Source organism: Bacteroides celer (genome assembly GCF_002632415.2).
Taxonomy (GTDB): domain Bacteria; phylum Bacteroidota; class Bacteroidia; order Bacteroidales; family Bacteroidaceae; genus Bacteroides.
Window position 1 is genome coordinate 2,135,396 of sequence record NZ_CP178209.1, and the last position, 14,272, is coordinate 2,149,667.

Consider the following 14,272-nt stretch of genomic DNA (forward strand, 5'->3'; position numbering starts at 1 on the left):
ATATATGCTGTTATCTTTTTCTAAGGTAGTAAATTCTTTATTTTTGTTACTCAAATATTTTTCAAATAACATTGAGTAAATAATTTAATCCCTTCGTATTTGTCTATGTGCATATAGAGAATACGAAGGGATGACTTTTTTAATTATAAGTACTTCCTTTTGGAGATTTTTATGTATGTTTGTCACATGTTTAATATGAAAGGAAGCAGTTGTAAGTGAAAGACACGATTAAATATCTGATTCTTATATTAATATATTTGGCTTGTGGTGTGGAACTACAAGCTAAAGACTATATATTCCGTAATATTGTCATGTCTGACGGGCTGTCAGGACTGTTGGTCAATGCTATTTATAAAGATTCGGAGGGTTTTGTCTGGTTAGGAACGGATAACTGTCTCGACCGTTTCGATGGAGTAAAAGTACGCCATTTTGAATTCCGAGGCATTGAATCAGGAAGAAAGAAACGGGTAAACAGCGTTACAGAAACAGCCAACAAACAACTGTGGGTGGGAAATGGAATCGGACTTTGGCGATTGAACCGTACAAACAGTCAATTGGAAAGAATTGTCCCCGAAAAGATTGATTTTGCCGTAAATACTTTGTTGGCTAATGAAGATATTCTTTATATCGGCACAGAGAAAGGCTTATTCATTCATAAAGACGGTCAATTACTGCAGGTTTTGACAGACCGGAATATGCTTGCCGCCTGTAACAGAATCATGGATATTTGTCTGAATGAAGATAAAACCGTATTATGGCTGGCTACGGTGCAGGGGCTGTACTCTTATTCACTGAAAGACGGAAAGATTGATTCCTGGCATTTTCAGGAGAATGTGCCCGAAGCTGATTATTTTCGTTGCCTGACCCGTATCGGAGAAACTCTTTACCTGGGCACAATGAGCCAAGGTGTAGTGCGTTTCGATATAAAAAAGGAGATATTCTCTCATACGGTATCTTTAGGCTGCGATGTCATTTCTGACATATCCAGCGATGGGAAAGAGACTGTGTATATAGCTACTGACGGTAATGGCGTCCATTTCCTTTCACACAAAGACCAACAAGTGACACGTCGTTTCTACCATGATGTAAATGATAAGGAAGGAATTCGCAGTAATTCTATTTATTCCTTACTTGTAGATGATAGAGGTGCTGTCTGGGTGGGGCATTTTCAGGCAGGGCTGGATTATTCACTCTATCAGAACGGCCTTTTCCGCACGTATGACTATCCACCTTTGTTCAATTCGGCAAATCTTTCCATTCGTTCTTTCGTAAACAGAGGGCAAGAGAAAGTCATCGGTTCACGTGACGGTTTGTTTTATATAAACGAAGCTACCGGAGTAGTGAAAAGTTTTGTAAAGCCCGTTTTAACTTCAGATCTGATACTGACAATCTGCTTCTATCAAGGAGAATATTATATCGGTACGTATGGTGGCGGTATGATGGTACTGAATCCGGGAACATTATCTCTGAAATATTTTGCACAGGGCGATACGGAGCTTTTTCAAAAAGGACATATATTTTGTGTGAAACCGGATGCAAAAGGAAATCTTTGGATAGGGACCTCACAAGGACTCTTCTGTTATAACGGACAGACCAAACAGATCAAACATTTTACCAGTGCTAACTCCCAACTGCCGGAGGGCAATGTGTATGAAGTAAGTTTTGATTCTACGGGCAAAGGATGGATTGCTACTGAAACCGGTATGTGTATTTATGATCCGGCTTCTCAAAGTTTACGCTCTAATGTGTTTCCGGAGGGATTCGTCCATCGGGATAAAGTGCGTACTATCTACGAAGATGCTGAACACAATCTCTATTTTATCCGTGAGAAAGGGAGTCTGTTTACATCTACTTTAACGATGGATCGTTTCCGGAATCGCTCTATCTTTTCTACTCTTCCGGACAATTCGCTGATGTCTGTTATAGAAGATAACCAAGGTTGGCTGTGGGTGGCGTGCAATGACGGGTTGTTGCGTATCAAAGAAGAAGGGGAGGAGTATGATGCTTTCACTTTCAATGATGGAGTGCCGGGACCAACTTTTACGAATGGAGCCGCTTATAAAGATGAAAAAGGGCTATTGTGGTTTGGTAACACCAAAGGACTGATTTATGTTGATCCGAAACGTGTGGACGAAGTGCGTGGCAAGGTTCGTCCGATTGTATTTACCGATATACTGGCTAATGGCGTACCTTTTACCAGTTCCTCTTTGAAATACAACCAGAATAATTTAACTTTCTGTTTCACAGATTTCGCCTATGGTCTGCCATCTGCTTTACTATATGAATATCGATTGGAGGGAGTGGACAAAGACTGGAAATTATTGGCTGCACAGAATGAAGTTTCTTATTACGGACTTTCTTCCGGAACTTATACTTTCCGGGTACGTCTTCCGGGAAATGAGCAATCGGAAGCTATCTGTCAAGTGACAGTACGTCCTATGATACCTTGGTGGGGATGGGCACTTTCCATTTTATTAATCGTAGGAATTATAGCCTTTATACGGTATTATGTTTGGAAACGTATGCGTCGTTTGCTTGCTTCCTCTGCTTCGTCGATTTCGACATCAACGGAGGAGGAAATACAACAGAGAGAACAAACAGTAGAACATCCGGAAGTAATTTCAGAGCAACAATCTTCCACTGTTGAAGAGAAATATAAGACCAATAGACTGACCGAAGAGGAGTGTAAAGAACTTCATAAGAAACTGGTGGCTTATGTAGAGAGAGAAAAGCCATATATCAATCCCGACTTAAAAATGGGGGACTTGGCTTCTGCATTGGATACTTCTTCACATTCATTATCGTATCTTTTGAACCAGTATCTTAATCAGTCTTACTATGACTTCATCAATGAATACCGTGTCACTCAATTCAAAAAGATGGTAGCGGATAGCCAATATTCCCGCTATACTTTGACTGCACTGGCAGAACTTTGTGGTTTTAGTTCGCGTGCTTCTTTCTTCCGTTCATTTAAAAAGAGTACGGGAGTTACTCCGAATGAATACATCCGTAGTATAGGCGGAACAGCCAAAGAAGAGTAACTTTTCGACTTATTATCTCTGAAATCTATTTTGCACCCATATTCCTTTCACCCTTCACTTCTCCCTGTTCATCGGGGATAGAGGGTGAAGGTTCTCGATTCACTAAGTGACTTCCTTCCTTTCACTTGTTTCTTTCCATTATCTATTAATAGATAAGTTCTTCTTCTCCCTATATAAACTTCTTTTGGTCCTATTGCAAAGTTGTTTTTTATAGGGAGTAATCTATAAACGCAAGCTTTGTTTTTATAAATGAAACTTGCGTTTATAAAAACAAAGCTTGCAATTATATAATTGAAGCTTGCATTTATAGTTTACCCTTAATCAAACGTAACTTTGCAATAAGTACAAAGCAAGTTTGTCTTTAATGAAATGAAAGTTTTCTCTTAATGTTTATGTCTCATCAAAGCCGTTGATGAGACAATGAATCGGTAAGATCGTGAAATGGTGAGATTGAAAAGGAGAGAAAGGTAAGGGCAAACAGGTGTAAGTGGAGCGAAAATGCATAGATTTTAGTGTATGGAGTCTCATTTTATAAAGTGATACTCTATTTAATGTGAATATAACTTGTTGATAATGAGAAATATATGTTTAAATAAGTCTAACTAGATTCGTTGAGATTGATCCGCTTTATTTTACGACCGTTATATCCGAAATCCCCTCTATATTTGCATCGTGATTAAAACCGAAAAAGATAGTATTATGGAGACAATAGCTAACACTTACGACGACATTATCACCCGTTCTTATGAAGAATATTATCAGGTGATTCTTACCTATATTACTTATCGTATCACTCATCGCTACGAAGCGGAGGATCTAACCCAAGATGTATTTGTACGTCTGCTGGACTACAAACAAATGCTCCGTCCTGACACAGTAAAATATTTTCTGTTCACTATTGCCCGCAATATTGTAATCGATTATATCCGTCGTTATTATAAGAAGCAGGAGATAGACAGCTACATCTATGATACTATGTCTACTTCTACCAATGAAACCGAAGAAAAAATTATCGGTGATGATTTAATGACAATGGAACGGACCCGTCTGGCTACCATGCCCGAACAACGTCGGTTAATTTATACATTAAGCCGTTTCGAAAATAAAACTTCTCCGGAAATCGCTAATGAACTGAATCTAAGTTGTAGGACGGTAGAAAACCACCTATTTCTTGGACGTCGTGAAATGCGCGAATTCTTCCGAAATTGTATATAATCTTATTCATTAATAAATAACCCTTTGTGCTTATGGAAAAGGAGTCAGAATTTACAAAGAGGCACCTGTATGCCTTACCTTATTTTAGAGAACAAAAATTTAATACTATTTTTAAACCTCAAATTTAATTTTATGAAACGAAGAGGATTAATATTTAATTCGCGACCTAACAAGACAGCAGTGTTTGCGTTAGGATTAATGCTGGGACTTTGTCCTGTTTCAAAGGCATGGGCTGATACAAACATGAACGATAGTCAAGTAGTGGCACAGGCTCAAAAGAAAGTGAAAGGTCAAGTCGTTGATGCAATGGGCGAGCCATTGATTGGCGTGAATATTACTGTAATAGGTGGGACAGAAGGAACGATTACAGATATCGACGGAAATTATACAATTGGTGTATCTGCTGGAGCCAAGTTGAAATTCAGCTATATCGGTTATAAAGATCAGATCATAGATGTAGCTTCGCAAACTGTGATAAATGTAAAGTTGCAAGAAGATAGCGAAGTATTGGATGAAGTTGTAGTAGTGGGATATGGTTCACAGAAGAAGGAAACATTGACAGGTGCTGTAACGGTGGTATCTGATAAAATGTTGAAGAATAAAGGAACGATGTCAAGTCCGTTACAGGCAATGCAGGGGCAGGTTCCGGGTGTGACGATTACTCGTAATTCTGCTGCTCCGGGAGATGAAAGCTGGGGCTTGAAATTGCGTGGTTCTGTTTCTGCAAATAATGCGGAGCCGTTGATCGTTATTGACGGAGTTGCTTATGATGGCGTAAATGCATTGCGTAATATCAACCCTTCCGATATACAGTCTATCAACTTTCTGAAAGATGCATCGGCAGCTATTTATGGTTCCCGTGCCGCAGGTGGTGTGGTATTGGTAACCACCAAACAGGCAAAGGAAGGAAAAGCGAGAATAGAGTATAGCGGTTCATACACTTATAAGATGGTGGGATTGCAGCCGGAACTGATGACAATGAACGAATGGGCGAATGCTGTGTTGCAGACTTGTCAGAATGACGGTCAGCCGGATTCTTATTCATGGGTGAAATATGCGAAAATGGCATTGGCCAGTGAAGGTAAATACATTGATTTGGATCACGGTGCAAATCCTTTTGCTCCCGGCTATTCAGATGTAATGGATTTCGTGTTTATGGATACCAACTGGCAAGACGTGTTGTTCGGCAATTCTTATTCTACGCAACATGACCTGGCTGTTTCCGGAGGTACGGAAAAGAATTTATATCGCTTGTCCGTAGGGTATATGTATGATGACAGTAATTTGAAGTGGGGAAATAATAATAATCAGCGTTTCAATCTTCGTTTGACTAATAAACTGAAGGTCTTTGATAACTTTGCTATTGAATCAGTGATTGCCTACAACCGCCAGGATCAGGTATCTCCCTCACAACTGAATAAAACGTTGACATCCAGTTATCCGCAACCGGGTCTTCCGGCTTCTACGATTGATGGAAAACCTTATTCATGGGGAACTTGGCTGTCGCCAATCTGGTTTGCCGAGCTAGGTGGGGATAATCAATTGAAAGTATCTGAAATTAATATCAGTGAAAAATTCACTTACAATATCAATAAACATCTGGATGTAGTAGCAAATCTCGGTTATAACTCCGGAGTAGCTTCACGTGATATAAAGAAGATGGCCATTACTTCTTATAATTATGCAGGGACTAAGATAAACACCAAGGCCGATGGCTATAAACAGGAAGAATCGTCATACGAGAAAACTAGTTCACGTACAGACTTTTATTCTATGGCAGGTTATGTTGATTATCACAATACATTTGCGCAGCACCATAATGTAAGTGCGATGCTTGGTGCTCAATATGAATTGAAAGAATATGATTATTTTGGTGTATCGGTGAAAGATATACAGAACTCATTGGAAACTGTAAATGGTGCGGGACTTGTGAATCTGACAGACAAACATGGTACGAAGTGGCATGAGGCTGTGATGTCCTACTATTCTCGTTTAAACTACAATTATAAGTCAAAATACTTATTGGAAGTAAATATGCGTTATGATGGTTCTTCCAAATTCAAACCGGAGAATCGCTGGGACTTCTTTTATGGAATATCCGGTGGATGGCGTATTACGGAAGAAGCGTTCATGAAGAATATCAAATGGCTGAACGATTTGAAAATCCGTCTTTCTTATGGTGAAGTAGGTAATCAAAGTGGTATTGATCGTTACGATGGTACGCAGTTCTATAAATTTGAATCTCAAAGCGGAGCTTACATCGGTCCTAACAAAGGTACTATCATAGATACGAATGGTAAAATCGCTTCTTTGGGGCGTGAGTGGGAACGCATTAAGAATTATAACTTAGGATTGGATTTCTCTTTATTCAATTCCCGTCTGACAGGTACTGCCGAAGTGTACATGAAACGTAATGATAATATGTTGATTAATGTTTCTTATCCGGGAGTTCTGGGTGATAACGCAGGTATGTCTAATAATGGAAAATTCAGATCACATGGATGGGAAATTATGGTAAACTGGTCTGATAAGATTGGAAAAGACTTCACTTATCATGTAGGAGGTACTTATTCTTTCAATACCAACAAACTGACAGATATTGGTGCAGTATCAGTCCTGAAATCCGGTTTCGTCGATAAGCAACAAGGCTATCCGTTGAATAGTATTTTCGGTCTGCGTTATGCCGGTAAAGCACAGACAGAAGAAGAACGTCAAAAATATCTATATCGTTTCCTGACTGGTAATACCATCGGACTGACAGAACAAAACTTCCGTTTGGGAGATAATATGTATGCTGATGTAAACAATGACGGTAAACTGGATCAGAATGATATTGTTTATCTGGGTACAGATGATCCGAAAATCTCCTTCTCTTTTAATGTAGGAGCAGAATGGAAGGGATTTGATTTATCATTGGTTTTCCAGGGTGCTGCCAAACGTACTATCTTCCGTACGGGAGATAATAACGGTAATGAGACTTGGCGTATACCGATGAGGGCATTATATATGAACACTTCTAATCAATCGGTAGGTAACACGTGGAGTCCGGAGAATCGGGGTGCTTATTATCCGACATATAGCAATAAGAATGAAATCAATGACTACAACTATCAGGCTTCTTCCTGGTCAGTGGAAGATGGTTCTTACATTCGTCTGAAGAATGTGACATTAGGATACAATGTACCTGCTGCCTTTTTAGCTAAAACGAAAGCAATAAGTTCTTGTCGTGTATATGTAGCAGGTGCTGATCTTTGGGAATATTCAAAGATTAACGACGGATGGGACCCGGAGGCTAGCCGTAAGGTATCAGCGGCAGGACGTTTCCCCTTTGTTCGTACTGTGACTTTTGGATTAAATCTAACTTTTTAATGTATGAAGAATATGAAACTATATAAGAAAGCTCTTTTGATTTTATCGCTTGGCCTGGCACTGAATTCGTGTCTGGATCTTGATCCGCAGGATCAACTGGCAGATGGCAACTTGTGGGGGGCAGCAGATGATTTTAAGTATTTTGCAACTAATTTCTATGGTTGGACCCGCGATTTCACATCGGTAATTTCTGATGGTGCACATTCTGACTGGCGTTCGGACTTGATGACTTCCGGTTCTGTAAACATGTACAGCAATGGTAGTAATCCGATTCCTACTTCAGATGGTAACTATACAGGCAACTATGCTCATATCCGTCGTTGTAATTTGTTGTTGCAAAAAGCTGCGTCTTTTTCCGGTAACGGTGACATTAGTCGCTATGTAGCAGAAGCAAAGTTTTTCCGTGCTTATTCTTATTTTGATTTGGTACAATTATTCGGAGATGTGATTATTACCAAAGAACCGCTGGATATTACTTCTCCCGAACTGCGCATGAGCCGTAACGATCGTAGTGAAGTGATTGATTTCGTCATTCAGGACTTACGGGAAGCAGCTGAAGTATTGCCGGAGACAATCACAACGGATGATGAAGGACGTATTTCAAAGTGGGGAGCTTATGCATTTCTTTCACGTGTTGCTTTATATGAAGGCACATGGCAACAAAACCGTAATAATGAAGAACGTGGCAAAGCATTGTTGAGTATTGCAGCAGATGCAGCGAAGAAGGTTATCGACAGTAAGCAGTTCGAACTATTCAAACCTGCAGCGCTGGGAGATATGGCTTATAAATTCCTGTTCATTTTAGAAAATGTGCAGTCTAATCCTGCGAATCTGACTAAAAGTGCTAATAAAGAATATATATTCTATCGTCGTCATGATGAAACGATTGCTCCGATCGGGACTAATATCACACATGGTTGTGTAGCGAACGTGCAATATATTAATCGTAAATTTGTGAATATGTATCTTTGTAGCAATGGGCTACCTATTGACCATGCTAAGAGTGCTGACGTCTTTAAAGGTTATGGAGGTCTGACTACGGAATTTGAAAATCGTGATAATCGCATGAAGAACTGTCTTCTGGCTCATGGCACTAAATATTGGGATAACGACAAACCGCGTATTGACTGGAAAGGTATGGATGGGGAAGATGCGACCAATGCCATTACATGTAATGTATTCCAAGGTTCCGGTTATCAAAACCAAAAATGGGGTACGGAACGTAAGGTGGCCGATACATTTGAAGGTTACGACTTCCCGATTATTCGTTATGCAGAAGTTTTATTGAATTATGCCGAAGCTATGTATGAGTTGGGAACCACTGGCAAAGCTTTGGATGATGCCTTGAATATCTCGTTGAATTTGGTTCGTCTTCGTGTAAACCCGGATATGCCTAAACTGACTACGTCTTTTGCTTCAGAAAACAGTTTGAATATGCGAGAAGAGATCCGTCGTGAACGTACCATCGAATTGTACAATGAAGGTTTCCGAGTTGATGATTTGAAGCGTTGGAATACTGCTATTGTAGAGATGCCTAAACCTATTCTAGGAGTGAAATGGACAGGAACTGATTTTGCGACTTCATGGGTTGGCGCTTCTAATATGGCAAAAGATTCCGATGGCTGTTTGATCTTGGAAAATAGTCGGCGCTGGGGTAGTAAAAATGACCTGTATCCGCTTCCGGTAGATCAGTGTCAGTTGAATCCAAACTTGGGACAGAATCCGGGATGGCAATAATCAAGTCTGAATAACTTAAAGAATAAGAATCATGAAAAGAGATTATATAAAATATTTTGTTGGGCTGGCGGCTTGTTCGTTTTTAGGTCTGACTTCATGTGATGATGATAAGGATTTAGGAGGACAGATGGATGAGATGATTACCATATCCACCATTACTCTGAACGAAACTCAATATGATGCAGGAAATAAAGCAATTTGTTTGCTGAAGAATAAGGAACTGCAACTCTCCTGGAGTATTGCACCTGAAAGTGCAACCAATGTGAATGTGCAATGGACTTCGTCGGATGAATCTATTGTGTCTGTTACACGGGAAGGTAAGGTCGTAACTAAGGATAAAACAGGAAAGGCTGTTATTACTTTAATGCCGGAAATCGGTTTCGGACCCGAAGCTACTATCGTGACCAGAACAGTGGAGGTCATGGAAGAATATACATATATGTCATCTATTAACATTAAGAATGTTCCTTCGGAAGAAATTGCAGCCGGGGATGAATATCAGTTGGAAGTTGTATCGGAACCGTCGGATGCTACATTTAAACGGTATAAGTGGGTAAGTAGTAATCCGGAGGTAGCAACTGTAGATGAAAAGACTGGATTAGTGACCGGAATTAGTAAAGGTGATGCAACTATTACAGTGACTGCCGATGATTTTAGTTCGACTCCGGTGTCTGCAAGTTGCAAGATAGGAGTGAAAATAGTTACTCCAATCACCGGAATGACATTTACTGAAGATAAGGAACTCAATCAGTTAGGATATGGACAGGAATATCAGATTAAATATACATTGGAACCTGTAGATGCTACTGCCTCATTACTGACTTGGACGAGTGATAATCCTGATATGATAAGTGTAGATAAAACAGGTAAGTTGAAAGTACATACCACGAAGACCGCTTCTGCTGTTATAACCGCTTCTTATGGTCCTGTTGTACAAAATGTAACCGTAACAGTTGCCGATGGACGTTTCTGGTATTCATTAGGTAATGGTCTGGGTAATGGACAGGATAATAATTGGTATCTGGATGGTAACGGCGCGTCTGTAGTTTCATCTGACGGAAAGAAGACCATTGTTCAAATGGGGTCTGGATATCGTGGTGATTTATGGCTTGCAAGAAGTGGTAAAGGAAAGGTTGTAAATGTGACTCCTGCTGATTATAGATATTTCGCAATTAAAGTAGGATTCAAATCGCAGCTGGTTCCGGGAAAGAATAAACCTAATGGTTGTATTAAGTTAGAAATATTTGATGATGGCATTAAGAAGATAGGACCTGAATATTTTGGAACAGGTGGAGATGCAAATAATAGATATGAGATTCTGGGGGCAAGTGAGATTTCGACTACAGAACCGAATGTTTTGTACTACGACTTACAGTCAAAATATAAGACTGTGACACCTACAGACTGGAATCAGGTATTTGATTTAGCGCAATGTAAATTTGTTATTGCTGACTTCCCGGAAACAGCACAGACTTATGATCTTTACTGGATTCGTTCTTTCAAGTCCGTAGAGGAACTTCAAGCTTTTGTAGACAGTGAAAACAATACTAACGAATAACTATCATGAATAAGATGAAATTGCATACAATAATAGGAGCAGGGCTTTTCGCCCTGACTTCTACCACGCTTTTAGCATGTAGTGAGATAGAAGACGGCTCTAATGATATGAGCAGTTGGCCGGAAGTGAAAGATTATGTTACGACTTTGGAGCATCCCTGTATGCTTCATACGGAAACGGATTTTGAATTTGTAAAAGGAAAGGTACAAGCCGGCGCACAACCTTGGAGGAGTGCGTTCGATCATTTGAGCCGCAGTGGGAATAGCTTGTCTCAATCGAACTATAAGGCTTCTCCTGTGAAATTATTAGCACGTCTCGATCAAAACAATTGGGCAGGCAAATATCCCAATGATTGGAATAATTATACGAAGTTGATGAAGGATGCCGCCGCAGCCTATCAATTAGCTCTTCGGTGGAAACTGTCGGAAACAGATGGGGCACAGTATGCGGATGCGGCTGTTGCTATTCTGAATGATTGGGCTAAAACTTGTACAGGATTTATCGTGAATGATAAAGGTGAATTTATAGATCCGAATGAGTTCTTGATTTTTATTCAGGTGCATCAATTGGCTAATGCTGCGGAAATTATGCGTTCTTATTCAGGATGGCAGGAAGCTGATTTCGTTAAGTTTAAAGCATGGATTACGGATGTCTTTTATCCTCATATCACAAAATTCCTGTCTACACACAATGGAAACGAATGTGCACTTCATTATTGGCTAAACTGGGATTTGTCCGCAATGACTGCTTTGCTTTCTATTGGTATCCTGGCGGATGATAACTTTAAAATTAATGAGGCTATTCAATATTTCAAATTCGGTATTGGTTCCGGAAATATAGGAAATGGCGTTCCTTTTATACATCTGGATCCGGATAGTGATGAAATGCTGGGACAATGTCAGGAATCAGGCCGTGACCAGGGACATGCTACCTTGTGTGTCAGTCTGCTGGGTGCCTTTTGTCAGATGGCAAAGAATGTAGGTGAAGACCTTTTCATATTTGATGATGGACGCGCATTGGCTATGTGTGAATATGTAGCTAAATATAATATCGGTGGTGCCGAAACCGGTAGTTCAAGTGCCAGTTGGAAGATGACGGGTTTTAAGTATACAGATAATGATCTGCCTTACACTACTTATATAAATTGTAGTGGAAGCTGGGATACCATTTCTGCACAAGAAAGAAGAGAAGGAAAAGATTCACGTGGTGAAGTGCGTCCTGCATGGGAGTTGGTGAATCGTTTGGCACAGGATTACGGTAAATCAAGCATCTATGCTAAGATGTGGGTTGATAAAATGCGTGAAAATGCATCACGCGGAAATTCCGATGGCGGAGCAGGTGATTATGGACCTAATAGCGGCGGTTATGACCAATTAGGTTTCGGAACGCTGATGTTTGCAAAAGAGTAAAGAAAACGCTGTTGCTTATATAGCATGATTGTTTTACAATAATCTTGGATAAATAGAAAAAAGTTGTAAGGGGATTAGGTATTTACCTAATCCCCTTCGTATATATAAGCAAATAGGTTAAGAAATAGATTGTTTGGAATCAGATAATAGATTCAGTTTTTAAAGTGATTAGTTTTATATAAAGGTAGAAAGAATCTGTTTTTAGGAATAACACTTGAATTTAGAAAAGAATTATTAGTTAGGTACTATGCGTAAAAAGATTCTGTTTTTAGCAGGAATGATGGCTTGCTGCACATTGGCAGGCGCACAAGAAATTTCAAAGACCTGGGTGGCTGATAAGGGCAATGGAACTTATCAGAACCCGGTTCTTCATGCAGACTATTCGGACCCGGATGTATGCGCAGCCGGAGATGATTTCTATATGACAGCATCCAGCTTTAATTGTATTCCCGGAATTCCTATTCTTCATTCCAATGACTTGGTGAATTGGTCGCTGGTAAACTATGCGTTACCGGTTCAGGAGCCGGAAGCTTTCTTCGATAAGGCACAGCATGGTAAAGGCGTATGGGCACCGGCTATTCGTTTTCATGACGGAGAATTTTACATTTACTGGGGTGATCCGGATTATGGAATCTATATGATTAAAACTAAAGATCCGAAAGGAAAATGGAGCAAGCCTGTATTGGTGAAAGCCGGGAAAGGTATGATTGATGCCACTCCTTTGTGGGACGAAGACGGAAAAGTATATCTGATACATGCTTATGCCGGAAGCCGTAGCGGAGTGAATAGTATTCTCGTTATTTGCGAACTGAATGCAGAGGGAACAGAAGTAATTTCCGATCCGGTGATGGTATTTGACGGAAATGATGGAAAGAACCATACGGTAGAAGGACCGAAGCTCTACAAACGCAACGGATACTACTATATTTTTGCTCCGGCAGGTGGAGTAGCAACCGGTTGGCAATTAGTACTTCGCTCGAAGAACATTTACGGCCCTTACGAATCGAAGATCGTAATGGCACAAGGAAAGACAAATATCAACGGGCCTCATCAAGGTGGCTGGGTAGATACGAATACAGGAGAATCCTGGTTCGTTCATTTTCAAGATAAAGGAGCTTACGGACGCGTGATTCATCTGAATCCGATGACTTGGGTAAATGATTGGCCTGTAATCGGAGTAGACAAGGATAAAGATGGTTGCGGTGAACCGGTAACGACCTATAAGAAACCGAATGTAGGAAAGACATATCCGATAGCCACTCCGCCGGAGAGTGATGAATTCAATACCCGTCATTTAGGGTTACAATGGCAATGGCATGCCAATAAAAAAGACACTTACGGGTTCACGACCGACTTGGGGTATATTCGTCTTTATGCAGGCAGTCTCTCAAAAGAATTTGTGAACTTCTGGGAAGTTCCTAACTTGTTGATGCAAAAGTTTCCGGCTGAAGAGTTTACGGCTACGACCAAATTGACATTTACTGCCAAGCAGGATGGGGAACAAACCGGAATCATTGTAATGGGATGGGATTATAGCTATCTCTCCATTCGTAAGGCGGGAGATCAGTTTATTCTGCAACAAGCAGTCTGCAAGAATGCGGAACAGCAAAATCCCGAACAGATAAAAGAATTGGCAAACATTCCGGTGGAACATCTGAAGATGCCGGGAGTAGCAGATAATGAGTGGCAAATAGTTTATTTGCAAGTAAAGGTTCGTAAAGGAGCCGTTTGTACATTCGCTTATAGTCTGGATGGAAAGAAATACACGACAGTGGGAGAGCCTTTCACAGCCCGACAAGGCAAATGGATTGGAGCCAAAGTTGGAGTATTTTGCGTAACTCCGAATGAGGGCAATCGTGGATGGGCAGATGTAGACTGGTTCCGGATGACTAAGTAACTGATGGAGTGACTAAGTAACTGACCGCTCAAGTAACTGACAAAGA

7 protein-coding genes are annotated in these 14,272 nt (G+C 40.3%); all 7 read left to right on the plus strand.

Features of this window, described 5'->3' with window-relative positions; translation table 11 throughout:
- Window positions 1-215 precede the first annotated feature (215 nt).
- The 7 genes from CJF29_RS08215 to CJF29_RS08245 all read left to right on the plus strand — a co-directional run bounded on the left by CJF29_RS08215 (window position 216) and on the right by CJF29_RS08245 (window position 14,226).
- Entirely contained in the window at window positions 216-3,041 is a 2,826-nt protein-coding gene (locus CJF29_RS08215) for a two-component regulator propeller domain-containing protein (protein ID WP_099146612.1), read from the plus strand.
- A gap of 699 nt (window positions 3,042-3,740) precedes the next feature.
- Complete coding sequence (locus tag CJF29_RS08220) at window positions 3,741-4,256, plus strand: RNA polymerase sigma-70 factor (protein ID WP_099146611.1); 516 nt, start codon at window positions 3,741-3,743, stop codon at window positions 4,254-4,256.
- Window positions 4,257-4,325: 69 nt separating this feature from the next.
- Window positions 4,326-7,625 (plus strand): SusC/RagA family TonB-linked outer membrane protein, encoded by a 3,300-nt coding sequence (locus CJF29_RS08225; RefSeq protein WP_099146610.1) that lies wholly within the window; start codon window positions 4,326-4,328, stop codon window positions 7,623-7,625.
- 3 nt (window positions 7,626-7,628) lie between these two features.
- Entirely contained in the window at window positions 7,629-9,362 is a 1,734-nt protein-coding gene (locus CJF29_RS08230; protein ID WP_099146609.1) for a RagB/SusD family nutrient uptake outer membrane protein, read from the plus strand.
- A 31-nt stretch (window positions 9,363-9,393) separates the two neighbouring features.
- Window positions 9,394-10,920 (plus strand): Ig-like domain-containing protein, encoded by a 1,527-nt coding sequence (locus tag CJF29_RS08235; protein ID WP_074637731.1) that lies wholly within the window; start codon window positions 9,394-9,396, stop codon window positions 10,918-10,920.
- A gap of 5 nt (window positions 10,921-10,925) precedes the next feature.
- Complete coding sequence (locus tag CJF29_RS08240) at window positions 10,926-12,329, plus strand: alginate lyase family protein (protein WP_074556362.1); 1,404 nt, start codon at window positions 10,926-10,928, stop codon at window positions 12,327-12,329.
- Window positions 12,330-12,576: 247 nt separating this feature from the next.
- Entirely contained in the window at window positions 12,577-14,226 is a 1,650-nt protein-coding gene (locus tag CJF29_RS08245) for a glycoside hydrolase 43 family protein (RefSeq protein WP_099146608.1), read from the plus strand.
- Window positions 14,227-14,272: the final 46 nt, after the last annotated feature.

Bases quoted from the DNA above. Each gene is read 5' to 3' on its own strand.
- CJF29_RS08240 (WP_074556362.1), top strand. From the start codon at position 10,926: ATGAATAAGATGAAATTGCATACAATAATAGGAGCAGGGCTTTTCGCC.
- CJF29_RS08245 (WP_099146608.1), top strand. From the start codon at position 12,577: ATGCGTAAAAAGATTCTGTTTTTAGCAGGAATGATGGCTTGCTGCACA.
- CJF29_RS08230 (WP_099146609.1), top strand. From the start codon at position 7,629: ATGAAGAATATGAAACTATATAAGAAAGCTCTTTTGATTTTATCGCTT.
- CJF29_RS08225 (WP_099146610.1), top strand. From the start codon at position 4,326: ATGCCTTACCTTATTTTAGAGAACAAAAATTTAATACTATTTTTAAAC.
- CJF29_RS08235 (WP_074637731.1), top strand. From the start codon at position 9,394: ATGAAAAGAGATTATATAAAATATTTTGTTGGGCTGGCGGCTTGTTCG.
- CJF29_RS08220 (WP_099146611.1), top strand. From the start codon at position 3,741: ATGGAGACAATAGCTAACACTTACGACGACATTATCACCCGTTCTTAT.